The 23,826-nt window shown below is 65.0% G+C and carries 22 protein-coding genes and 1 tRNA gene; 3 read left to right on the top strand and 20 right to left on the bottom strand.

The window, feature by feature from the left end; genetic code table 11:
- Position 1 precedes the first annotated feature (1 nt).
- The 19 genes from nuoL to ACV229_RS13975 all read right to left on the bottom strand — a co-directional run bounded on the left by nuoL (position 2) and on the right by ACV229_RS13975 (position 18,860).
- Positions 2 to 2,056, bottom strand: coding sequence for an NADH-quinone oxidoreductase subunit L (nuoL, locus tag ACV229_RS14065; protein ID WP_448083718.1), 2,055 nt, complete (start codon positions 2,054 to 2,056; stop codon positions 2 to 4).
- A gap of 17 nt (positions 2,057 to 2,073) precedes the next feature.
- Positions 2,074 to 2,379 carry an NADH-quinone oxidoreductase subunit NuoK gene (gene nuoK / locus ACV229_RS14060; protein WP_004185739.1) on the bottom strand — a complete coding sequence of 102 codons (306 nt, stop codon included), beginning with the start codon at positions 2,377 to 2,379 and terminating at the stop codon, positions 2,074 to 2,076.
- A 17-nt stretch (positions 2,380 to 2,396) separates the two neighbouring features.
- Positions 2,397 to 3,050: an NADH-quinone oxidoreductase subunit J gene (locus ACV229_RS14055; RefSeq protein WP_448083717.1), complete on the bottom strand. Its 654-nt coding sequence runs from the start codon at positions 3,048 to 3,050 to the stop codon at positions 2,397 to 2,399.
- 115 nt (positions 3,051 to 3,165) lie between these two features.
- Positions 3,166 to 3,654 carry an NADH-quinone oxidoreductase subunit NuoI gene (nuoI, locus tag ACV229_RS14050; RefSeq protein WP_321788816.1) on the bottom strand — a complete coding sequence of 163 codons (489 nt, stop codon included), beginning with the start codon at positions 3,652 to 3,654 and terminating at the stop codon, positions 3,166 to 3,168.
- A 15-nt stretch (positions 3,655 to 3,669) separates the two neighbouring features.
- Positions 3,670 to 4,737 (bottom strand): NADH-quinone oxidoreductase subunit NuoH, encoded by a 1,068-nt coding sequence (gene nuoH, locus ACV229_RS14045; protein ID WP_448083716.1) that lies wholly within the window; start codon positions 4,735 to 4,737, stop codon positions 3,670 to 3,672.
- Entirely contained in the window at positions 4,738 to 7,077 is a 2,340-nt protein-coding gene (nuoG, locus tag ACV229_RS14040) for an NADH-quinone oxidoreductase subunit NuoG (RefSeq protein WP_448083715.1), read from the bottom strand.
- An 83-nt stretch (positions 7,078 to 7,160) separates the two neighbouring features.
- The gene (gene nuoF / locus ACV229_RS14035) at positions 7,161 to 8,471 is read right to left on the bottom strand and encodes an NADH-quinone oxidoreductase subunit NuoF (protein WP_448083714.1); all 1,311 of its coding nucleotides are present in this window, start codon (positions 8,469 to 8,471) and stop codon (positions 7,161 to 7,163) included.
- Positions 8,468 to 8,953, bottom strand: a complete 486-nt coding sequence (nuoE, locus tag ACV229_RS14030; protein ID WP_059537343.1) for an NADH-quinone oxidoreductase subunit NuoE — start codon at positions 8,951 to 8,953, stop codon at positions 8,468 to 8,470. The genes nuoF and nuoE overlap by 4 nt, the downstream gene beginning before the upstream one ends.
- 178 nt (positions 8,954 to 9,131) lie before the next feature.
- Positions 9,132 to 10,385: an NADH-quinone oxidoreductase subunit D gene (locus tag ACV229_RS14025; RefSeq protein ID WP_448083713.1), complete on the bottom strand. Its 1,254-nt coding sequence runs from the start codon at positions 10,383 to 10,385 to the stop codon at positions 9,132 to 9,134.
- A gap of 9 nt (positions 10,386 to 10,394) precedes the next feature.
- Positions 10,395 to 10,997, bottom strand: coding sequence for an NADH-quinone oxidoreductase subunit C (locus tag ACV229_RS14020; protein WP_448083712.1), 603 nt, complete (start codon positions 10,995 to 10,997; stop codon positions 10,395 to 10,397).
- 22 nt (positions 10,998 to 11,019) lie between these two features.
- On the bottom strand, positions 11,020 to 11,499 hold the full coding sequence (locus ACV229_RS14015) for a NuoB/complex I 20 kDa subunit family protein (protein WP_006398799.1): 480 nt from the start codon (positions 11,497 to 11,499) through the stop codon (positions 11,020 to 11,022).
- A gap of 62 nt (positions 11,500 to 11,561) precedes the next feature.
- Positions 11,562 to 11,921, bottom strand: coding sequence for an NADH-quinone oxidoreductase subunit A (locus ACV229_RS14010; protein ID WP_124602529.1), 360 nt, complete (start codon positions 11,919 to 11,921; stop codon positions 11,562 to 11,564).
- A 154-nt stretch (positions 11,922 to 12,075) separates the two neighbouring features.
- A tRNA-Leu gene (locus ACV229_RS14005) sits at positions 12,076 to 12,160 on the bottom strand.
- A gap of 111 nt (positions 12,161 to 12,271) precedes the next feature.
- On the bottom strand, positions 12,272 to 12,649 hold the full coding sequence (secG, locus tag ACV229_RS14000) for a preprotein translocase subunit SecG (protein WP_448083711.1): 378 nt from the start codon (positions 12,647 to 12,649) through the stop codon (positions 12,272 to 12,274).
- Between the two features lie 73 nt (positions 12,650 to 12,722).
- On the bottom strand, positions 12,723 to 13,478 hold the full coding sequence (gene tpiA / locus ACV229_RS13995; protein WP_448083710.1) for a triose-phosphate isomerase: 756 nt from the start codon (positions 13,476 to 13,478) through the stop codon (positions 12,723 to 12,725).
- A 120-nt stretch (positions 13,479 to 13,598) separates the two neighbouring features.
- Positions 13,599 to 14,618 carry an NAD(P)H-quinone oxidoreductase gene (locus ACV229_RS13990; protein WP_448083709.1) on the bottom strand — a complete coding sequence of 340 codons (1,020 nt, stop codon included), beginning with the start codon at positions 14,616 to 14,618 and terminating at the stop codon, positions 13,599 to 13,601.
- A 155-nt stretch (positions 14,619 to 14,773) separates the two neighbouring features.
- Positions 14,774 to 16,921 carry a polyribonucleotide nucleotidyltransferase gene (gene pnp, locus ACV229_RS13985; RefSeq protein ID WP_448083708.1) on the bottom strand — a complete coding sequence of 716 codons (2,148 nt, stop codon included), beginning with the start codon at positions 16,919 to 16,921 and terminating at the stop codon, positions 14,774 to 14,776.
- Between the two features lie 291 nt (positions 16,922 to 17,212).
- The gene (rpsO, locus tag ACV229_RS13980; protein WP_038747271.1) at positions 17,213 to 17,482 is read right to left on the bottom strand and encodes a 30S ribosomal protein S15; all 270 of its coding nucleotides are present in this window, start codon (positions 17,480 to 17,482) and stop codon (positions 17,213 to 17,215) included.
- 118 nt (positions 17,483 to 17,600) lie between these two features.
- Positions 17,601 to 18,860, bottom strand: a complete 1,260-nt coding sequence (locus ACV229_RS13975; protein WP_448083707.1) for a branched-chain amino acid ABC transporter substrate-binding protein — start codon at positions 18,858 to 18,860, stop codon at positions 17,601 to 17,603.
- 173 nt (positions 18,861 to 19,033) lie between these two features.
- Between ACV229_RS13975 and ACV229_RS13970 the strand changes: the two genes are divergently transcribed.
- The 3 genes from ACV229_RS13970 (at position 19,034) to ACV229_RS13960 (ending at position 22,152) form a co-directional block, all read left to right on the top strand.
- Positions 19,034 to 19,534 (top strand): hypothetical protein, encoded by a 501-nt coding sequence (locus ACV229_RS13970; RefSeq protein WP_448083706.1) that lies wholly within the window; start codon positions 19,034 to 19,036, stop codon positions 19,532 to 19,534.
- A 384-nt stretch (positions 19,535 to 19,918) separates the two neighbouring features.
- Positions 19,919 to 20,560, top strand: a complete 642-nt coding sequence (locus tag ACV229_RS13965) for a carbonic anhydrase (RefSeq protein ID WP_448083705.1) — start codon at positions 19,919 to 19,921, stop codon at positions 20,558 to 20,560.
- Between the two features lie 41 nt (positions 20,561 to 20,601).
- Complete coding sequence (locus tag ACV229_RS13960) at positions 20,602 to 22,152, top strand: SulP family inorganic anion transporter (protein WP_448083704.1); 1,551 nt, start codon at positions 20,602 to 20,604, stop codon at positions 22,150 to 22,152.
- Between the two features lie 68 nt (positions 22,153 to 22,220).
- Here ACV229_RS13960 and ACV229_RS13955 read toward each other — a convergent pair whose 3' ends face one another.
- Positions 22,221 to 23,765 (bottom strand): 2-isopropylmalate synthase, encoded by a 1,545-nt coding sequence (locus ACV229_RS13955; protein ID WP_448083703.1) that lies wholly within the window; start codon positions 23,763 to 23,765, stop codon positions 22,221 to 22,223.
- Between the last annotated feature and the right edge of the window lie 61 nt (positions 23,766 to 23,826).

Genomic DNA, 23,826 nt, shown 5'->3' with positions numbered 1-23,826 from the left:
CTTATTTGCCGCCGAGCGTCACAAACAGGGTCAGGAGCCCCAGCATGCCGATGATCATGGCGAACGCGTAGTGATAGATGTAACCGGATTGGAGGAAGCGGATCACGCCGGCGAACCAGCCGATGAACCGGGCGCTGCCGTTGACGAGGCCGTCAATCACCACGACATCGCCCTCTTTCCACAGGCCGCGGCCGATCGCGACCGAGCCCTTGGCAAACACCACCTCGTTGATCTTGTCCATGTAGTACTTGTTGTCGAGCAGCGTGTAGATCGGGCCGAATGCGCGGCGGATCGCAGCAGGCAGCTCAGGACGCTTCAGGTACAGGAACCAGGCGACGATCACGCCCGCAAGCGCGAAGTACAACGGCAGGCCCGACACGGAGTGCAGGCCCATCGACCACCAGCTGGTGAATTCATGGCCCATTTCCTCGAGCGCCGGGTGGTTTTCGCCGATGAAGATCACCTTGTCGAACGCCACGCCATGCTGGAAGAAGTCGCCGAACAGCATCGGACCGACCGCGAATGCACCGATGATCACCGACGGGATCGCGAGCAGCACCAGCGGCACCCACACGACCCACGGGGTTTCGTGCGGCTCGTGCGCGTGGTCGTCGTGACCGTGGCCATGGCCGTGATCGTCGTGGCCGTGCGCGGCCGCTGCGCCCATCGGCGATTCCGGATGCTTCGGCCCGCGGAAGCGCTCTTCGCCGTGGAACACCATGAAGTACATGCGGAACGAGTACAGCGCCGTGACGAACACGCTCGCGACGACCGCGAAGTACGCGAAGCCCGAACCCGGCAGGTGCGACAGCTTCACCGCGTCGATGATCGAATCCTTCGAGTAGAAGCCCGAGAAGAACGGCGTTCCGATCAGCGCGAGCGAACCGATCAGCGACGTGATCCACGTGATCGGCATGTACTTGCGCAGGCCGCCCATGTTGCGCATGTCCTGATCATGGTGCATGCCGATGATCACCGAACCCGCGCCGAGGAACAGCAGCGCCTTGAAGAACGCGTGCGTCATCAGGTGGAACACGGCGACCGGATATGCGGACACGCCGAGCGCGACCGTCATGTAGCCGAGCTGCGACAGCGTCGAGTAGGCGACGACGCGCTTGATGTCGTTCTGGACGATCCCGAGGAAGCCCATGAACAGCGCCGTGATCGCGCCGATCACCGTGATGAACGACAGCGCGGTGTCCGACAGCTCGAACAGCGGCGACATGCGCGTGACCATGAAGATGCCGGCCGTGACCATCGTCGCCGCGTGAATCAGCGCCGAGATCGGGGTCGGGCCTTCCATCGAGTCAGGCAGCCACACGTGCAGCGGGAATTGCGCCGACTTGCCCATCGCGCCGATGAACAGGCAGATGCAGGCGACGGTCAGCAGGCCCCAGTCGGTGCCCGGGAAGTGCAGGCTCGCGAGTTCCGCGCGCTTCGCGAACACTTCGCCGTAGTTCATCGAACCCGCGAACGCGAGCAGCAGGCCGATCCCGAGCAGGAAGCCGAAGTCGCCGACACGGTTCACGAGGAACGCCTTCATGTTCGCGTAGATCGCGCTCTCACGCGTGAAGTAGAAGCCGATCAGCAGGTACGACACCAGACCCACCGCTTCCCAGCCGAAGAACAGCTGCAGGAAGTTGTTGCTCATCACGAGCATCAGCATCGAGAACGTGAACAGCGAGATGTACGAGAAGAAGCGCTGGTAGCCGTCTTCTTCCGACATGTAGCCGATCGTGTAGATGTGCACCATCAGCGAGACGAAGGTCACGACGGCCATCATCATCGCGGTCAGCGAATCGACGAGGAAGCCGATTTCGAGCTTCAGCGAACCGACGTTCATCCACTCGTAGACGGTCGCGTTGAAGCTCGCGCCGCCCATCACGTCGAGGAGGACTTTCGCCGACAGGAGGAACGCGATCAATACGCCGAGGATCGTGATCCGGTGTGCGCCCTTGCGCCCGACTGCGTTCCCGAACAGCCCCGCAATCAGCGAGCCGGCCAGCGGAGCGAGCGGAACCGCCAGCAGCAGGTTTTCATTGAGTGTCGTTGACATAACAGCGTAGCCTGAAATTAACCTTTGAGCTGATCGAGATCCTCGACATTGATCGTGTCGAGCTTACGGAACAGGGTCACCAGAATCGCGAGGCCGATCGCGGCTTCCGCTGCGGCGACCGTCAGCACGAAGAACACGAAGATCTGGCCGTGCACATCGCCGAGGTAGTGCGAGAACGCGACGAAGTTGGTATTCACCGCGAGCAGCATCAATTCGATCGCCATCAGGATGATGATGATGTTGCGGCGGTTCAGGAAGATCCCGACGATGGCGATCGCGAACAGGATCGCACCGAGCACGAGGTAATGCGCAAGAGTCAACATGGTTTTCTTTCCTCCGCTTAGCTGTTGGCGCTCGTGCCGGTTTCGCTCTGGGCCGTTTCAGGCTGCGGCTTGTCGGCTTCCATCTTCACGAGGCGCACGCGATCGTTGCGACGCACCTTGACCTGGTCCGACACGCGCTGGCGCTTGCTGTCCTTGCCCTTGCGCTCGGTCAGCGCGACCGCGGCAATGATCGCGACGAGCAGCACGAGGCCGGCGATTTCGAACGCGAAGATGTAGTCGGTGTAGATGATCTTGCCGATCAGGCGGGTGTTCGACCAGTCGGCGAACGGGCCCGACGCCATCGCATGGACCGGCGCTTCCGTCGCGCCGTAGCCGCGCCACAGGATCAGTGCGGTCTCGACGACGATGATCGCGCCGACGACGGTCGCCATCGGCACGAATCGCTTGAAGTCGCGCCGCAGGAAGTCGATGTTGATGTCCAGCATCATCACGACGAACAGGAACAGCACCATCACGGCGCCCACGTAGACCAGCACCAGCAGGATCGCGAGGAACTCCGCTTCCAGCAGCATCCAGATCGCAGCGGCGTTGAAGAACGCCAGCACAAGGAAAAGCGCAGACGCCACCGGGTTGCGCGAAGTGATCACCTTCAGCCCTGATACCACCAGGAGCAGCGCGAAGATGTAGAACAGTACGGTCGTGAATTCCATGATTACCGGTTCATCGTTAGGCCATAGTCAGGCGCGGCTTGCAAAACGCAGGTCGCGTGCCGCACCCGTCGCGGCGGCTCGGCCCGCGCATGTCGGGCCGGCACTGCATACACAATCAACGATACGGCGCGTCGGCAGCCTTCGCCGCTGCGATGTCCTTCTCGTAGCGATCGCCCACCGCGAGCAGCATTTCCTTCGTGAAGTACAGGTCGCCGCGCTTCTCGCCGTGGTACTCGAGAATCTGCGTCTCGACGATCGAATCGACCGGGCAGCTTTCCTCGCAGAAACCGCAGAAGATGCACTTCGTCAGGTCGATGTCGTAGCGCGTCGTGCGGCGCGTGTTGTCCGCGCGCGTTTCCGATTCGATCGTGATCGCCATCGCCGGGCACACGGCTTCGCAGAGCTTGCACGCGATGCAGCGTTCTTCGCCGTTTTCGTAGCGGCGCAGCGCGTGCAGCCCGCGGAAACGCGGCGAAATCGGCGTTTTCTCTTCCGGGAACTGCACGGTGAACTTGCGCTTGAACGTGTAACGCCCCGTTATCGCGAGCCCCTTCAGCAGTTCGGTCAGGAAGAAGGTCTTAAAGAAGTGTTGGATAGCCGTCATGATTTCGTCCGATCTTTACTTCACCCAGATGTTGAGCGGCGACATCATCCAGAAGCCGACCACGACCACCCAGATCACGGTGACGGGCAGGAACACCTTCCAGCCCAGGCGCATGATCTGGTCGTAACGGTAACGCGGGAACGTCGCACGAACCCAGATGAACACCGACAGCAGCGCGAATACCTTCAGCACCAGCCAGAAGATGCCCGGAATGAACGACAGGAATTCGAACGGTGCATCCCAGCCGCCGAGAAACAGCGTCGCCGCCAGCGCCGAGATCACGATCATGTTGATGTACTCGGCGAGGAAGAACAGCGCGAACGCCATGCCCGAGTAATCGATCATGTGACCCGCGACGATCTCCGACTCCCCTTCCACCACGTCGAACGGGTGGCGGTTCGTTTCGGCGATGCCCGAGATGAAGTAGACGACGAACGCCGGCAGCAGCGGCAGCCAGTTCCACGACAGGAAGTTGACGCCGTGGCCCGCGAAGAAGCCGTGCTGCTGCGAGTTGACGATTTCCGACATGTTCAGGCTGCCGGCCGTCATCAGCACGAGCACCAGTGCGAAGCCCATCGAGATTTCGTACGAGACCATCTGCGCGGCAGCGCGCATCGCGCCGAGGAACGCGTACTTCGAGTTCGACGCCCAGCCGGCGAGGATCACCGCATACACGCCGATCGACGAGATCGCCATCGCGTACAGCAGGCCCGCGTTGATGTTCGCGAGCACGGCCTGGGCCTGGAACGGAATCACCGCCCACACCGCGAACGCCGGCACCACGGTCATGACCGGCGCGACCAGGTACAGCCAGCGGCTCGCCGCGGTCGGCTGGATCACTTCCTTCAGCAGCAGCTTCAGCACGTCGGCGATCGGCTGCAGCAGGCCGCCGGGGCCGACGCGGTTCGGACCGAGACGCACGTGCATCCAGCCGATCAGCTTGCGTTCCCACAGAATCAGGTACGCAACGCACAGCAGGATCACGACGGCGACGACGAGGATGCGCACGAGCGCCCACACCGTCGGCCATGCGAAGCCGAGAAGCTGGGCTCCGCCCGAGTTGATCGTATCGAACAAGCTCATTTACGCCTTCTCCACCACCAGTTCACCGGACAGGCTGCCGAGCGCTGCGCCGGCAGGCGTGGCCGCCGACACGCGAACGACCGTCTCCGCAAGATTCTCGTCACGCACGGCCGGCAACTGCACCGTACGATCGCCCTGGCGCACGCGCACCGCGTCGCCATTCTTCAGCCCCAGCTTGTCGAACAGCGCAGCGGGCAGGCCCGCGGCGTTGGCCACCTTCGCGGCTGTCGTCAGGTGCAGTGCACCCGCACGGCGCACCAGCGCGTCGGCGTGATAGATCGGCACGTCGGCGAGGCGCTCGAAGCCGCCGTTCGCCGCTTGCGCCGCAGCGCGCGACGGAGCGACGGCCGTCTTGTTCGACAGGCGGCCCGCAAGGTTCGCAGCACCCGGTTCGCCGAGCGCCGCGATGCGCACTTCGTCCGCGGTTTCATATTCGAAGTTCGGCAGGCCGAGCAGGCTGCCGAGCACGCGCAGCACCTTCCATGCCGGACGCGTATCGCCGAGCGGGCGCACGACGCCGTTGAAGCTCTGCACGGTGCCTTCCGCGTTGACGAACGTGCCGGCCGTCTCGGTGAACGGCGCGACCGGCAGCAGGACGTCCGCGTAGTCGAGGCCGTGCTTGAACGGCGACATCACGACGACCATTTCGGCCTGGTTCAGCGCGGCGAGCGCTTGCGCCGGATCGACGGTGTCGAATTCGGGCTCGACGTTGAGCAGCACATAGCCCTTGCGCGGCTGCGCGAACGCTTCGCGCGCGTTCAGGCCGCCTTCGCCCGGCAGCGCGCCCACGACGTGCGCGCCGACGGTGTTCGCCGCTTCGGTCAGGAAGCCGAACGTCGCACCGGTGTTGTCGGCGATCCACTGCGCGATCGCGTGGAGCTGCGCGAATTGCGGATGACGGACGGCGGCGTTGCCGAGCAGCACCGCGCGGCGTTCGCCGTTCGCGAGCGACTGCGCAACCGCTTGCGCGGCCGGCGTTGCGGTCACGCCCGCGAGCGCGTCCGGCAGCGCGACGCCGCGCAGCTGCGCAACCGCCGCGGCCACGCCGGCCAGCTCGTCGAGCCATGCCGACGGTGCGGCAACGATGCGTTGCGCGGTCGGGATCAGCGCATTGTCGCCAGTCGCGTGCAGGAAGTGGAGCTTTCCGCCGCCCTTCGCAGCCTGACGCAGGCGCGCAGCGAACAGCGGATGATCGCGGCGCAGGAACGAGCCGATGACGAACGCGGCGTTCACGGTCGACAGGTCGGCGATCGGCATGCCGAGCCACGGCGCGCCCTGGACCGGCGCCGAGAAATCGAGCTGGCGCAGGCGGAAGTCGACGTTCGGCGTCTTCAGTTCTTGCGCGAGCTGCTTCACGAGGAACAGCTCTTCAGCGGTGCTGTGCGCGCTCGCGAGCATCGCCAGCGCGTTCGCGCCGTGATCCGCGCTGATGCCCTTCAGGCCCTTCGCGACGTATTCGAGCGCGGTCTGCCAGTCGGTCTCGATCCACTGGCCGCCCTGCTTCAGCATCGGCTTCGTCAGGCGCTCTTCGCTGTTGAGGCCTTCGTACGAGAAGCGGTCCTTGTCCGAGATCCAGCATTCGTTGATCGCTTCGTTCTCGAACGGCAGCACGCGCATCACGCGGTTGTTCTTCACCTGCACCACGAGGTTCGCGCCGACGGAATCGTGCGGGCTCACCGACTTGCGGCGCGACAGTTCCCACGTCCGGGCGCTGTAGCGGAACGGCTTGCTGGTCAGCGCGCCGACCGGGCACAGGTCGATCATGTTGCCCGACATTTCGGAGTCGACCGTCTTGCCGACGAACGTCGTGATTTCCGAGTGCTCGCCGCGACCCAGCATGCCGAACTCCATCACGCCGGCGATTTCCTGGCCGAAGCGGACGCAGCGCGTGCAGTGGATGCAGCGCGACATTTCTTCCATCGAGATCAGCGGGCCCACGTTCTTGTGGAACACCACGCGCTTCTCTTCCGAGTAGCGCGACGACGACTTGCCGTAGCCGACCGCGAGATCCTGCAGCTGGCATTCGCCGCCCTGGTCGCAGATCGGGCAGTCGAGCGGGTGGTTGATGAGGAGGAATTCCATCACCGCCTGCTGCCCCTTCACCGCCTTGTCGGACTGGGTGTGGACGATCATGCCGGCCGACACGGGCGTCGCGCAGGCAGGCACGGCCTTCGGCATCTTCTCGACTTCGACGAGACACATCCGGCAGTTGGCCGCAACCGACAGCTTCTTGTGATAGCAGAAGTGAGGAATGTACGTGTCCGCCTTGTGCGCAGCCTGGATCACCATGCTGCCTTCGGGCACCTCGACCTTCTTGCCGTCTATTTCAAGTTCAACCATGATGGTGAATGGTCCTTAACCTATTTCCGCTCGTTCGCGCATTCGCTCGACCGCGCGCTCAATTTCTGCAACCGGGTTTCGCGTCAGGCCGCCGCCGCGTGTTCGTGGCCGCCGACCATGCAGTGCTTGTGCTCGACGTGGTACGCGAATTCGTCCCAGTAGTGCTTGAGCATCCCGCGCACCGGCATCGCCGCCGCATCGCCGAGCGCGCAGATCGTGCGGCCCATGATGTTCTCGGCAACCGAATTCAGCAGGTCCAGATCTTCCTGGCGGCCTTCGCCGTGCTCGATGCGATTCACGACGCGATACAGCCAGCCGGTGCCTTCGCGGCACGGCGTGCACTGGCCGCACGATTCCTCGTAGTAGAAGTACGACAGGCGCAGCAGCGAGCGCACCATGCAGCGCGTCTCGTCCATCACGATCACCGCGCCGGAACCGAGCATCGAGCCCGCCTTCGCGATCGAGTCGTAGTCCATGTCGGTCTGCATCATGATGTCGCCCGGAATCACCGGCGCGGACGAACCGCCCGGAATCACGGCCTTGATCTTCTTGCCGCCGCGCATCCCGCCGGCGAGCTCCATCAGCGTCGCGAACGGCGTGCCGAGCGGCACTTCATAGTTGCCCGGACGCTCGACGTCGCCCGACACCGAGAAGATCTTCGTGCCGCCGTTGTTCGGCTTGCCCATCTCGGCGTACGTCTGCGGGCCGACCGTCAGCAGGAACGGCACCGCGGCGAACGTCTCGGTGTTGTTGATCGTGGTCGGCTTGCCGTACACGCCGAAGCTCGCCGGGAACGGCGGCTTGAAGCGCGGCTGGCCCTTCTTGCCTTCGAGCGACTCGAGCAGTGCCGTTTCCTCGCCGCAGATGTACGCGCCGTAACCGTGGTGCGCGTGCAGCTGGAACGAGAATTCCGAGCCCATGATGTTGTCGCCGAGGAAACCGGCCGCGCGCGCTTCATCCAGCGCTGCCTCGAAGCGTCGATACACTTCGAAGATCTCGCCGTGGATGTAGTTGTAGCCGACGGTGATGCCCATCGCGTACGCGCCGATGGCCATGCCTTCGATCAGCGCGTGCGGGTTCCAGCGCAGGATGTCGCGATCCTTGAATGTGCCCGGCTCGCCTTCGTCCGAGTTGCAGACGAGGTACTTCTGCCCCGGGAACTGACGCGGCATGAAGCTCCACTTCAGGCCGGTCGGGAAGCCCGCGCCGCCGCGGCCGCGCAGACCCGACGCCTTGACGTCGGCGATCACCTGCTCGGGCGGAATCTTTTCTTCGAGAATGCGGCGCAGCTGCTTGTAGCCGCCGCGCGCAACGTAGTCTTCGAGATGCCAGTTCTCGCCGTTCAGACCAGCGAGGATCAGCGGTTTGATGTGACGGTCGTGGAGGGACGTCATTTCGAGAGCTCCTCAAGCAGCTGGTCGATCTTCTCGCGGCTCATGAAGCTGCACATTTTGTGATTGTTCACCAGCAGCACCGGCGCATCGCCGCACGCGCCCATGCATTCGCCTTCCTTCAGCGTGAACTTGCCGTCCGGCGTGGTCTCGCCGAAGTCGATGCCGAGCTTCTGTTTCAGGTAGTCGGCGGTCGCTTCTGCGCCGCCGTGCGGGCCAAGTTGGCACGGCAGGTTCGTGCAGAGCGTGATCTTGTGCTTGCCGACAGGCTTGAGCTCATACATCGTGTAGAACGTCGCGACTTCCTGCACGGCAACGGCCGGCATGCCGAGATAGTCCGCGACGAACTGCATCAGTTCGGGCGACAGCCAGCCATGCTCTTCCTGAGCGACGGCCAACGCCGACATCACGGCGGACTGTTTCTGATCGGCGGGATACTTCGTCAACGCTCGATCGATTTCCTTCAGGCCTTCAGCTGAGATCATTTTCAGACACGACTCTTTCAATTCCTACCGAACGAACAACCTGCCGCACGAAGTGCGTGGACGGCAGACCTGGCGCTCACTGTTGACAGCTTGCGAAGCCGCGCCGGTTCAGCGCGTACCGCATGTGACTTCGCGTGTGACTTACTGCTCGCCGCCCGCTTCGCGGGCGACGCAACCGTTAGCGATCGATTTCGCCGAACACGATGTCCTGCGTACCGATGATCGTGACGGCGTCGGCGATCATGTGGCCGCGCGCCATTTCGTCGAGCGACGCCAGATGCGCGAAGCCCGGTGCGCGGATCTTCAGGCGGTACGGCTTGTTCGCGCCGTCCGACACGAGATAGATGCCGAACTCGCCCTTCGGGTGTTCGACGGCCGCATACGCCTCGCCTTCCGGCACGTGAAAACCTTCGGTGAAGAGCTTGAAATGGTGGATCAAGTCCTCCATGTTCGTCTTCATGCCGACGCGCGACGGCGGCGCAACCTTGTGATTGTCCGTCATCACCGGGCCCGGATTCTTGCGCAGCCACTCAATACATTGTTTCGCGATGCGGACCGATTGACGCATTTCCTCGACGCGCACCAGGTAGCGGTCGTAGCAGTCGCCGTTCACGCCGACCGGGATGTCGAAGTCGAGGCGGTCGTACACTTCGTACGGCTGCTTCTTGCGCAGGTCCCACGCGATGCCCGAGCCGCGCAGCATCGGGCCGGTCAGGCCCATCTGCAGCGCACGTTCCGGGCTGACGACGCCGATCCCGACGAGACGCTGCTTCCAGATCCGGTTGTCGGTCAGCAGCGTTTCGTATTCGTCGACGCACTTCGGGAAGCGCGTGAAGAAATCGTCGATGAAGTCGAGCACCGAGCCCTGGCGCGCTTCGTTCATCTTCGCGAGCGCCTTCTCGTTGCGGATCTTGGACGCCTTGTATTGCGGCATTGCGTCAGGCAGATCGCGGTAGACGCCGCCCGGACGGTAGTACGCCGCGTGCATCCGGGCGCCGGATACCGCTTCGTACACGTCCATCAGGTCTTCGCGCTCGCGGAACGCGTACAGGAACACCGCCATCGCGCCGACGTCGAGCGCGTGCGCGCCGATCCACATCAGGTGGTTCAGCACGCGCGTGATTTCGTCGAACAGCACGCGGATGTACTGCGCGCGCTCCGGCACGTCGACGCCGAGCAGCTTCTCGATCGCGAGCACGTAGCCGTGCTCGTTGACCATCATCGACACGTAGTCGAGACGGTCCATGTACGGCACGGATTGAATGAAGGTCTTGGATTCCGCGAGCTTCTCGGTCGCGCGGTGCAGCAGGCCGATGTGCGGATCGGCGCGCTGGATGACTTCGCCGTCGAGCTCGAGCACGAGGCGCAGCACGCCGTGCGCTGCCGGGTGCTGCGGGCCGAAGTTGAGCGTGTAGTTCTTGATCTCTGCCATGACGCCCTCTTAATGTTTCAGACCGCCATAGCGATCCTCGCGGATCACGCGCGGCGTGATTTCGCGTGGCTCGATCGTGACCGGCTGGTAGACGACCCGCTTCTCTTCCGGGTCGTAGCGCATTTCGACGTAGCCGGACACCGGGAAGTCCTTGCGGAACGGGTGGCCGATGAAGCCGTAGTCGGTCAGGAGGCGGCGCAGGTCCGGATGGCCTTCGAAGACGATGCCGTACAGGTCGAACGCTTCGCGCTCGTACCAGTTCGCGGAGGTCCAGATGTCGACGAGCGACGGCACGATCGGCAGCTCGTCGGCCGGCGCGAACACGCGCACGCGCAGGCGCCAGTTGTTCGTCACCGACAGCAGGTGCGACACGGCCGCGAAACGCGGGCCGTCGTACGCGCCGTCACCGTACGTCTGGTAGTCGAGGCCGCACAGATCGATCAACTGCTCGAAACGGAGCTTCGGATCGTCGCGCAGCGTCTTTGCGACTTCGAGGTAATCGCTCGCCTTCACGACGAGCGTCAGTTCACCGACTGCTTCGGTGAGGCTCACCACGCGCGCGCCGAGCGCGGCTTCGAGGTTCGCCTTGAGGGTCTCGATTTTGCTTGCCATATTGAGGGGACGCTCGGGGGCTTTATTGACGGGCGATGGTATTGGTGCGGCGGATCTTCGCCTGCAACTGGATCACGCCGTAGACCAGCGCCTCGGCCGTCGGCGGACAGCCCGGCACGTAGACGTCGACGGGCACGATGCGATCGCAGCCGCGAACCACCGAATACGAGTAGTGGTAGTAGCCGCCGCCGTTCGCGCACGACCCCATCGAGATCACCCAGCGCGGCTCGGCCATCTGGTCGTAGACGCGGCGCAGCGCCGGCGCCATCTTGTTGCACAGCGTGCCGGCGACGATCATCACGTCCGACTGGCGCGGGCTCGGACGGAACACGACCCCGAACCGGTCCAGATCGTAGCGGGCCGCGCCCGCATGCATCATCTCGACGGCGCAACACGCGAGCCCGAACGTCATCGGCCACAGAGAGCCCGTACGCGTCCAGTTGATCAGCTTGTCAGCCGTGGTGGTGACAAACCCTTCCTTCAAGACCCCTTCGATACTCATTTGCTTTCCACTCCAGACGGGCGACCGAGCGTGGCCGCCCATGCAAACCGGCGATTAACCCATCACTCCCAGTCGAGGCCGCCTTTCTTCCAGATGTAGGCGAAGCCCAGCAGGAATTCGAGCAGAAAAATCATCATTGCGATGAAACCGGGCCAGCCGATGTCGCGCAGCGCGACGCCCCACGGGAACAGGAACGCGGTTTCGAGATCGAAGATGATGAACAGGATGGCGACGAGGTAGTACCGGACGTCGAACTTCATCCGCGCGTCTTCGAAGGCTTCGAAGCCGCATTCGTACGGCGCGTTCTTTTCGACGTCGGGCCTGCTGGGACCGAGAAGCTTGCCGATGCTGACCAGCGCTATACCTAAACCAGTGCCCACGAGGAGGAACAACAAGACGGGGTAATAGGCTGCGAGGTTCAAGGCAATCCTCTATCGGTTAGTTCTGAGCGTCCGGAGAATAACACTATCCGGCGGAAGGAATCATTTCGGACTACCTGCGGTCGCAAGACAACCGCAAGCGTACCCCACAAATGAAAAATGCCAGCCACTGGAAGCGGCTGGCATTGAGTAACTTTGGTGCCGACGGCGAGACTCGAACTCGCACAGCTTTCGCCACTACCCCCTCAAGATAGCGTGTCTACCAATTTCACCACGTCGGCACTGCATGCAACTCGGGTTGTAACTATTGCTTCCCGCGAATCGCTTCAAGAATTAAATTCTAACCTGACTGTCAGAATTGATCAACGCACAAACGCAAAAAAACTAATTTTTTATTTCGGGACGTCCTGACCCGGCGCGCTCGCAGCCGAGCCCGCTGCCGCGGACGCCGCAATGGCAGGCGCCGACGCAGCAGGCGCCGACGCCGGCGCGGTCGCCGCCGCGCCGAGCACGCCAGCCGACGGCTGCGACTTGTACGAACCGAGGTACGTCAGCGCGAGCGTCGCGACGAAGAAAATCGTCGCCAGCACGCCAGTCGTGCGCGACAGGAAGTTCGCCGAGCCCGTTGCCCCGAACAGGCTGCCCGACGCACCGCTGCCGAAAGCCGCGCCCATGTCGGCGCCCTTGCCGTGCTGCAGCAGCACGAGACCAATCACACCGAGTGCAGCCAGCACCTGCACCACAATAATCAGCGTTTTCAAATACAGCATCACATCCACCCGATTGGATCAGGCGACCGGTTCGCGCCGGCCGCCGTCATGGTTCAATTCGATCCCGGCCCGCTCAGCGCGCGGCCCGGCAGATCGCCAGAAAATCTTCCGCCTTCAGCGACGCGCCGCCAATCAGGCCACCGTCGATGTCCGGTTGCGCAAACAGTTCTTCCGCATTGTCCGGCTTCACACTGCCGCCATACAGCACCGACACGTCGGCCGCACCCTTTGCCGCGAGCCGCGCACGCAGGAACGCGTGCACGTCCTGCGCCTGCGCCGACGTCGCGCTCTTGCCCGTGCCGATCGCCCAGACCGGCTCGTACGCGACGACGATACGCGCGGCCTCGTCGGCCGTCAGCACAACCAGCACCGCGTCGAGCTGCGCGCCGACGACCTGCTCGGTCGCCCCTGCCTCACGCTCGTCGAGCGTCTCGCCGACGCACACGACGGGCGTCAGCCCGGCGGCGAGCGCACGCTGCGTCTTCGCCGCAACCGTCTCGTTGCGCTCGCCGTGATACGCGCGACGCTCCGAGTGACCGACGATCGCATAGCGTGCGCCGAATTCCGCGACCATCGCCGCGGCGACCTCGCCCGTGTACGCCCCCTGTTCGTGCGCGGATACGTCCTGCGCGCCCCATGCGACACGGCCGCCGTCGAGCTGGCCCTGAACCTGCGCGAGATACGGGAACGGCACGCACACGCCGATCGCCGTTTCCGCCGGCACCGAATCTGCGCCCTGCACCACTTCGTTCAGCAATGCCTGGTTGCCGGCCAGCCGGCCGTGCATCTTCCAGTTGCCGATCACACGCTTTGTTCTCTGTTTCGACATCGTTTGTCTCGTCATCGACGGACCGAAAACCGGCCGTCAGGTTTGATCTGGCGAAGCAAACCGGCGATTTTACTGCGCCGTACAGGAACAGGTCAAACCGCGGATGTCAAGCATCGCCCGTCAGGTGTTCGTGCCCCAATCGAGCACGATCTTGCCGATATGCTCGCCGCTTTCCATCAACACATGCGCTTGCGCGGCTTCCGCGGCCGGCAGCACGCGGTAGATCACGGGCTTGATGCGGCCCTCGCCGATCAGCGGCCACACACGCGCCTTCAGCTGCGCGGCGATGCGCGCCTTGAACTCCACCGGGCGCGGCCGCAGCGTCGAGCCGGTCACCGTCAGCCGGCGGCGCAGGATCTCGTTCAGGTTGATCTCGGCCTTCGCGCCGCCGAGCAGCGCGATCAGCACGAGACGGCCGCCGTCCGCGAGCGCGGACAGCTCGCGCGGCACGTACGCGCCCGCGACCATGTCGAGAATCACGTCGACGCCGCGATCGTGCGTCAGCGACTTCACGACCTCGACGAAATCCTCGGTCTTGTAGTTGACCGCGCGTTCGGCGCCGAGCGCCTCGCACGCGCGGCACTTGTCCGCATTGCCGGCCGTCGCGAACACGCGAAAGCCGAGCGCATGCGCGATCTGGATCGCCGTCACGCCGATGCCGCTCGAGCCGCCCTGCACGAGCAGCGTTTCCTGCGCGCCGCCTTCGCCCGCGCCGAGCTGCGCGCGGTCGAACACGTTGCTCCACACCGTGAAGAACGTCTCCGGCAGCGACGCGGCCTCGATGTCGGTCAGGCCGTCCGGCACCGGCAGGCATTGCGGCAGCGGCGCGACTGCGTATTCCGCGTAGCCCCCGCCCGCGAGCAGCGCGCACACGCGATCGCCCAGCTTCAGGCCGAACGGATTGAGCGCGGGATCGGACAGGTCGCCGGCGACGATCTCGCCCGCGACCTCGAGGCCCGGCAGGTCCGACGCGCCCGGCGGCGGCGCATACGCGCCCTTGCGCTGGAACACGTCCGGACGGTTGACGCCGGATGCCGCCACCTTGATCAGCACCTCGCCGCGCTGCGGCTCGGGGCTCGGACGCTCGGCGAGCTTCAGAACGTCGGGGGCGCCGAATTCGGTGATTTCGATGGCTTGCATGTACGTGGCTCCAGGAACGGGATCGGATTGCGCGCCCAATACGCGGCACGGACGGATCGCTGGCCTACTGCGCGCGCCTGCTACGCGCGTACCGATGCTACAGAAAAAACGGCCGGCGCGCTTTCGCACTGCCGGCCGTTCGACCACCCGTCCGCTTACTGCTGCGGCGGCGTATCCGATTGCGACGCTGCCGCCGCCTCGTTCAGGAGCGCCTTCGCCGACAGGCGCACGCGACCCTTCTCGTCCGTCTGGATCACCTTGACCTTGACGTGCTGGCCTTCCTTCAGGTAGTCGTTGATGTCCTTCACGCGCTCGTTGACGATTTCCGAGATGTGCAGCAGGCCGTCCTTGCCCGGCAGCAGGTTCACGATCGCACCGAAATCGAGCAGCTTCAGCACCGTGCCTTCGTACACCTGGCCGACTTCGATCTCGGCCGTGATGTTCTCGATGCGCTTCTTCGCTTCGGCCATGCCTTCGCTGTTCGTGCTCGCGATCGTCACGACGCCGTCATCCGAGATGTCGATCGTCGTGCCGGTTTCTTCGGTCAGCGCGCGGATCACCGAACCGCCCTTGCCGATCACGTCGCGGATCTTTTCCGGGTTGATCTTGATCGTGATCATGCGCGGTGCGAATTCCGACAGCTGCGTGTTCGCACCCGCCACTGCCGACGTCATCTTGCCGAGGATGTGCATGCGGCCTTCCTTCGCCTGCGCGAGCGCGACCTGCATGATTTCCTTCGTGATGCCCTGGATCTTGATGTCCATCTGCAGCGCGGTCACGCCTTGCTCGGTGCCCGCGACCTTGAAGTCCATGTCGCCGAGGTGATCTTCGTCGCCGAGGATGTCGGTCAGCACCGCGAACTTGTTGCCTTCGAGGATCAGGCCCATCGCGATGCCCGCGACGTGCGCCTTCATCGGCACGCCGGCGTCCATCAGCGCGAGGCAGCCGCCGCACACCGACGCCATCGACGACGAACCGTTCGACTCGGTGATTTCCGACACGACGCGGATCGAGTAGCCGAATTCGTCGGCGCTCGGCAGGCACTTGACCAGCGCGCGCTTCGCAAGGCGGCCGTGGCCGATTTCGCGGCGCTTCGGCGAGCCGACGCGGCCCGTTTCGCCGGTCGCGAACGGGGGCATGTTGTAGTGGAGCATGAAGCGCTCGCGGTATTCGCCTTCGAGCGCGTCGATGATCTGCTCGTCACCCTTCGTGCCGAGCGTCGCGACGACGAGCGCCTGCGTCTCGCCACGCGTGAACAGCGCCGAGCCGTGGGTGCGCGGCAGCACGCCCGTGCGGATCTCGATCGGGCGCACGGTGCGCGTGTCGCGGCCGTCAATGCGCGGCTCGCCGTTCAGGATCTGCGAACGGACGATCTTCGCCTCGATGTCGAACAGGACGTTGCCGACGGTGGCCTTGTCGGCCGCGACCGCACCGGCCGCCTGCGCGTCTTCCTCGAGCTTCGCCGAGGTCGCCGCGTAGACTTCCTTCAGCTTCGTCGAGCGGGCCTGCTTGTCGCGGAGCTGGTAAGCGGCGAGCAGGTCGTTCTGCGCCAGCTCGGTCACGCGGGCAATCAGCGCCTCGTTCTTCGGCGCCGGCTGCCAGTCCCACTCGGGCTTGCCGCCTTCGCGCACCAGTTCGTGGATCGCGTCGATCGCCACCTGCATCTGCTCGTGGCCGAACACGACCGCGCCCAGCATCACTTCTTCCGACAGCTGGTCCGCTTCCGACTCGACCATCAGCACCGCGCGCTCCGTACCCGCGACGACGAGGTCGAGGCTCGACGCCTTGATCTGGTCACGCGTCGGGTTCAGCACGTAGGCATTGTCGATGTAGGCCACGCGGGCGGCGCCGACCGGGCCGTTGAACGGCAGGCCCGACACGGCGAGCGCAGCCGACGCGCCGATCAGCGCGGGGATGTCCGCCGGGATTTCCGGGTTCACGGACAGCACGTGGATCACGACCTGCACTTCGTTGTAGAAGCCTTCCGGGAACAGCGGACGCAGCGGACGGTCGATCAGGCGCGACGTCAGCGTCTCGTGCTCCGACGGACGGCCTTCGCGGCGGAAGAAGCCGCCCGGGATCTTGCCGGCCGAGTAGGTCTTCTCGATGTAGTCGACGGTCAGCGGGAAGAAATCCTGGCCCGGCTTCGCCGACTTCGCGCCGACGACGGTCGCGAGCACGACGGTGTCTTCGACGTCGACGATCACGGCGCCGCTTGCCTGGCGCGCGATTTCACCGGTTTCGAGGCGGACCTTGTGCTGGCCCCACTGGAATTCCTTCACGACCTTGTTGAACATGGACATGGTTGCTCCTTTGGATTCGTTCATAACATTCGCCGCGCCGGCAAACCGATGCGGCGGCGTCCCGGCCGATTCACCCGGAGCAAGGTGTGTTTTTTATGCCATTCCAGCGCGGCGCTCGCGCAGCGGCGCGCTGGAATGACACAAATCCTGACCCCGGTATCGGCCGTTCGGGCAGCCCGGCGCTAAACGGCCTGGCAGCCCGCGGTGCGCGTGACGCTACGCACCGCGCAAAAACAAAATGCCTGTATCAGCGCACTGACACAGGCATCTTGCTGACGGCAATCGCGCCGATTACTTACGCAGACCGAGCTTCTCGATCAGCGCGCGGTAACGGTCGGCATCCTTGCCCTTGAGGTAGTCGAGCAGCTTGCGGCGGCGGCTCACCATGCGCAGCAGGCCGCGGCGGCTGTGGTGATCCTTCGCGTGGGTCTTGAAGTGACCCGTCAGTTCCGTAATGCGTGCGGTCAGCAGCGCAACCTGGACTTCGGGCGAACCCGTGTCATTGGTGCCACGGGCGAACTGAGCAACGACTTCCGACTTCTTGATATCTGCGACAGACATTTGATTTCCTTTCTAACTGAACAGGCGGACACGGAAGAATGGCCGTGCCGTGATTTACAACCTGACTTACAACCGGGCGGCATTGTAGCACAAGTCCGCGCCACGCCGAACCGGTTTGTCACGGGCGCGTCATCGAGCAGGTGGACGGCATCTCCGTCTGCTGCTGCGGCACCGCCAGCACCGTACGAAAGCCGTAGCCCGAGCCCTCGTTGTCGAAACGCACGCCCGGCGCGCCGGCCTTGTCCATGTCGATCACGTATAGGGGCTGGATCAGCTGGTGATCCTGCGCGCGCATCCGCGACGGATGGAAGCCGTTGTCGAACGACAGCCCTTCGAGCGCGCGCGCGACGGCCACCGGATCGGCCGAGCCCGCGCGGTTCATCGCTGCCGCGAGCATCTCGATCATCAGGCTCATCCGCAGCACCGGGTAATCGTCCTGCGCGGCCGGGAAACGGGTCCGGAACGCGCGGTAGAACGTGTCCGACTTCGCGCCGCCCGCGTTCGGATGCCAGTCCGCGACGGCAACCACGTGCCCGACGCCCGCGTCGCCGAGCGCCGCCGGCGCGCCGAGGCTGTTGCCGTAGAACGTGTAGAACCTCGCGTTCAGCCCCTGCTCGCGCGCGGCCTTCACGAGCAGCGTCAGGTCGTTGCCCCAGTTGCCGGTCACGACCGCGTCGGCGCCGCTCGCGCGGATCTTGGCGACGTACGGCGCGAAATCCTTGATCCGCCCGATCGGATGGAATTCGTCGCCGACCACCGCGACGTCGGGCCGCCGCGCCGCCAGCGCCTGCCGCGCGAGCGTGCTGACGTCATGGCCGAAGCTGTAGTCCTGGTTCAGCAGGTAGACCTTGCGCAGTGCGCGGTCGCGCGCCATCACGTCGGCGAGCGCCGCCATCCGCATCCCAGCGTGCGCGTCGAAGCGAAAGTGCCAGAAGCTGCAGCGCGCACCGGTCAGCGCCGGGTCGTCGGCCGAGTAATTGAGGAACAGCATCCGTGCGTCGGGATTGCGCGCGTTCTGTTTGTCCAGCGCCGCGACGAGCGCGGCCGCGACCGCCGAGCTGTTGCCCTGCGCGATGAAGCCGATGTGCCGGTCCGCCGCCGCGCGCAGCTGGACCAGCGCCTCTTCGGGGCTGCCCTTGCTGTCGAGCACGACGAGTTCGAGCGGATGCGGGCCGTCGCCGAGCTTCACGCCGCCGGCCGCGTTGACCTGCTCGACGCCGAACCGCAGGTTGCGCTCGACCGCGGCGCCCGCGTTCGCGAACGGACCGGACATCCCCTCGATCAGTGCGATCCGCACCGGCTCGCCCGCCGCGAACGCGGACGCCGCGAGCAGCCATCCCGCGCTCCATGCGAGCGCACAACGCTTCCAGACCTGCATCGGTTTTCCTGCTCCCGAATCTGCATGAGAAGCGCGGATCATAGGCTCGCCGGCCCCGTGCGGGCAAGCGCGCGCGCCTGCCGGCGATCCCGCACCGATTTTTTCCGGCCGATGTGCCGGCGCGCACGGTCCGTGATACAACAAGCGTATTCCCGTGTTTTCTGGAGAACCCCATGCGTAATCGTCTCCCGGTGCTGCTCGCCTGCACTGCGGCGCTCTTCGCCGGTTGCGCGCAGCCGTGGCAGCAATATCAGGCTGGCCAGGACCAGTCGGCGATCGTCGCGCGCATGGGGCCGCCGCGCGAGATCTACGACCTGCCCGGCGGCGGCAAGCGCCTGATGTGGCCGACCCAGCCGATGGGCGAGTTCACGGTCGCTGCCGACGTCGACGGATCCGGCAAGATCGTCAACGTGCGCCAGGTGCTGCAGCCGAGCGAGTTCTATCGCGCGGAGATCGGCAAATGGACGAAGACCGACGTGCTCGTCAATTTCGGCCGCCCGGTCGAGACGTCCTATTTCCCGCTGATGAAGCGCGAGGCGTGGACCTACCGCTACCTCGAGGACAACGTCTGGTACATGATGTACAGCTTCTATTTCGACCAGCAGGGCATCCTGCGGCTCACGCAGAAGACGCCCGACCCGCTGCACGATCCCGACCGCCGCAATCTCTTCTGAACAAATCGCGCGATTTTCGCGCATTCCCTGCAATGGCCATTCACCAATTGATGCGTGATTGGCCTTTCTTTTTTACCACCTTGAATAATCGACTCAATCGATATTTCGGCAATCTTTTCCAGACCAATAACGATTGATCCGGATTGGCCGAATGCCCCGCCACACCTGGGTTCGCCGGAAAATCGCACCAGCAATACATCTAATGCATCGCAATGGTGCATTGAATCCAGTATCTCAACTTAATTTGCAACAATTTGTTTCAGCGCCCACCGGCGCTCAGGGCATACCCCTAATATCCGTTCTTATTGAACCTTTCAATTCAGAAAGCATTCCGCCCCACCCATTTCGCCGGCTATTTTTTCCCATTATCAAAGAGGAGTCCTCATGAATCGCCCCAAGAGCATGCTGGTGGCCAACATCGCCTGGGCCCGCGAAACGCGCGAACGCACGCCCGGGTTCTTCGACGCGCTCGCGCGCGGCCAGAACCCGCGCGTGCTGTGGATCGGCTGCGCGGACAGCCGCGTGCCGGCCGAGACCATCACGCAAAGCGCGCCCGGCGACCTGTTCGTCCATCGCAACATCGCGAACCTGTTCCACCCCGACGACGACAACTGCGCGAGCGTGCTCGAGTACGCGGTGCGCGTGCTCGACGTCGATCACGTGATCGTGTGCGGACATTACGGCTGCGGCGGCGTACGCGCATCGCTGCTGCCGCCGCCGGCCGGCCTGCCGCACGTCGCGCGCCGCATCGCGCCGCTATGCGCGCTCGCGCGGCGCCATCGCGACACGCTCGCAGGCCTCGACGACACGGCCGCAGCCGACCGTCTCGCCGAGCTGAACGTGCTCGAACAGGTCCGCGCGCTGCGCGCATCGCCGATCGTGCGCGACCGCGAACGGCCGCCGCTCGTGCACGGCTGGATCTTCTCGCTCGCGGACGGCCGCCTGAAGGAGCTCGACTCCGGTTACGCGGCCCGGCCGGCCCACGACGCGGCCGTACAAGCCGCCCCCGTGCCGGCGCTCGGCTGATCGCGCCCCGCTCCGATACGCCAACGGAACCCCTCCCCATCATGAATCTGAACGAGCGTCTGTTCACCCTGCCGCGCGACATCGTCGCCGGCATCGTCGTGTTCCTCGTCGCACTGCCGCTGTGTCTCGGCATCGCCAACGCGTCCGGCGTCGAGCCATTCGCCGGGCTCGTGTCCGGCATCGTCGGCGGGCTCGTCGTCGCGCTGCTGAGCGGCTCGTCGCTGTCGGTCAGCGGCCCCGCCGCCGGACTCGTCGTGATCGTCGTCGAAGGGATCGCGCAGCTCGGCAGCTTTTCCGCGTTCCTGCTCGCGGTATTGCTGTCCGGCGTCCTGCAGTTCGCCTTCGGGATGCTGCGCGCCGGCCGTTTCGCCGCGTACGTGCCGTCGCCCGTCATCAAGGGCATGCTCGCGGCGATCGGGCTGCTGCTGATCGTCAAGCAGATCCCGTTCGCACTCGGCATCGGAGGCGCCGCTGCGCAGCCGCTTGCCGCGCTGCCAGGCCTGCCCGCCGCGTGGACGGCCGCGGCCATCGCGCTCGGCTCGCTCGCGCTGCTGATCTCATGGGAGACCCCCGCGCTGCGCCGCTTCGCGCTGGTGCGCGCGGTACCGGCGCCGCTCGCGGTCGTCGTGCTCGGCATCGCCGCCACGCTCGTGCTCGGCGCGCTGGCACCTGCGTTCGCGCCGGGCGCCACGCATCGCGTCGCGCTGCCCGAACTCGCGTCGTTTGCCGCATTGGCGGCGTCGCTGAAGCACGCGGAACTGGGGCCGAATTTCGCGCAGCTCGTGAATCCCGACGTCTGGCGGGTGGCGATCACGCTCGCCGTCGTCGCGAGCCTCGAGACGCTGCTGAGCCTCGAAGCGGTCGAGCAGATCGATCCGAAGCGCCGGCCGGTGCAGCCCGATCGCGAGCTGAAGGCGCAAGGCGTCGGCAACCTCGTCGCGGGCGCGGTGGGCGGCCTGCCAATCACGTCGGTGATCGTGCGCAGTTCAGTGAATGTCCACGCGGGCGCGCAAAGCCGGATGTCGGCGATCGTCCACGGCGCGCTGCTGCTCGTCAGCGTGTTCGCGCTCACGGGCCTCATCAACCTGATCCCGCTCGCGAGCCTCGCCGCGATCCTGATCCATACGGGCTTCAAGCTCGCGAAGCCCGCGCTGTTCCGGTCGGTCATGAAGCAAGGGCCGGCCGCGTTCGCGCCGTTTGCCGCGACGATCGCGGGCGTGCTCGCCGTCGACCTGCTGTTCGGCATCGCGCTCGGCCTCGCGTGCAGCGTCCTCACGGTGGCCGTCGCGAACCTGAAGAGCCCCGTCACGCTTGCGCAGCACGACGATCACTACCTGCTGTCGTTCCGCAAGGACGTGTCGTTTCTCGGCAAGGTGCAGGTGAAGCACCATCTGCGGCACATTCCGGACCGCGCGGCGGTGATCATCGACGCAACGCGCGCCGACTACATCGACCATGACGTGCTCGAGCTGCTCGACGCATTCGTCGCGGATGCGCCGCGGCGCGGAATCGCGGTCGAATTCCGCCGGCCGGCCCCGCCGCCCCACCCGGCCGCGCGGCGCTGGCAGTTCCGCGCGCCGGCCGCGGAATGAGCGCCGCATGACAAAACGCCCCGGGCGGCTCGCGGCCGCCCGGGGCGTTTCGATCGTGCGCGACGCGCTTACGAGCGCTGCGGATTCAGCTTGTCGTCCTTCGCGTGCAGCTTGTTCAGCGCCGCGATGTAGGCCTTCGCGGACGCCGCGACGATGTCCGGATCGGTGCCGACGCCGTTGACGATCCGCCCGCTCTTCGACAGGCGCACGGTCACTTCGCCCTGCGCCTGCGTGCCGGTCGTGATCGCGTTGACCGAGTACAGCAGCAGCTCGGAGCCGCTGCCGACTTCGCTTTCGATCGCATTGAGCGTCGCATCGACCGGGCCGTTGCCGCGCGCCTCGCCGGTCACTTCCTTGCCTTCGACCGCGAACACGACCTTCGCGTGCGGCTGCTCGCCCGTCTCCGAATGCTGCGCGAGCGACACGAACTTGAAGTGCTCCTGCTCGGCGGCTTGCGCGGCTTCCTCGGACACGATCGCGATGATGTCCTCGTCGAAGATCTCCGACTTGCGGTCGGCCAGGTCCTTGAAGCGCATGAATGCGGCGTTCAGCTCGGCTTCGCTGTCGAGCGCGATGCCGAGCTCCTGCAGACGCTGCTTGAACGCGTTGCGGCCCGACAGCTTGCCGAGCACGATCTTGTTCGCGGTCCAGCCCACGTCTTCCGCGCGCATGATCTCGTACGTGTCGCGCGCCTTCAGCACGCCGTCCTGGTGGATGCCCGACGCATGCGCGAACGCGTTCGCGCCGACCACTGCCTTGTTCGGCTGCACGACGAAGCCGGTGATCTGCGACACGAGCTTCGACGTCGGCACGATCTGCGTCGTGTCGATGCCGACGTCGAGACCGAAATAGTCCTTGCGGGTCTTCACGGCCATCACGATTTCCTCGAGCGACGTGTTGCCCGCGCGCTCGCCGAGACCGTTGATCGTGCATTCGACCTGCCGCGCGCCGCCGATCTTCACGCCGGCGAGCGAGTTCGCGACCGCCATCCCGAGGTCGTTGTGGCAGTGCACCGAGAAGATCGCCTTGTCCGAGTTCGGAATGCGCTCGCGCAGCGTCTTCACGAGGTTGCCGTACAGCTCCGGCACGCCGTAGCCGACCGTGTCGGCGATGTTGATCGTCGTCGCGCCTTCGGCGATCACGGCTTCCAGCACGCGGCACAGGAAATCCATGTCCGAGCGGCTACCGTCTTCCGGCGAGAATTCGACGTTGTCGGTGAACTTGCGCGCGAAGCGCACCGCGAGACGCGCCTGCTCGAACACCTGGTCGGGCGTCATCCGCAGCTTCTTCTCCATGTGCAGCGGCGACGTCGCAATGAACGTGTGGATCCGGAAGCTCTCGGCCGGCTTCAGCGCGTCGGCCGCACGCTGGATGTCCTTGTCGTTCGCCCGCGCCAGCGAGCAGATCGTGCTGTCCTTCACGAGGCCCGCGATCGTGTGGATCGCGTCGAAGTCGCCGTTCGAGCTGGCCGCGAAGCCAGCCTCGATCACGTCGACCTTCATCCGTTCGAGGTGTTTCGCGATCCGGATTTTCTCTTCCTTCGTCATCGACGCGCCGGGCGACTGCTCGCCGTCACGCAACGTCGTATCGAAAATGATCAGCTTGTCTGTCATGGGGTGCTCCAAGGCTCTTTGTTCGGGGGTACAACGAGACGGGTTTGCGCCACCGCTGGCG

It is taken from the genome of Burkholderia sp. MR1-5-21 (genome assembly GCF_053427715.1).
This window is presented reverse-complemented; position numbering and strand designations above follow the sequence as displayed.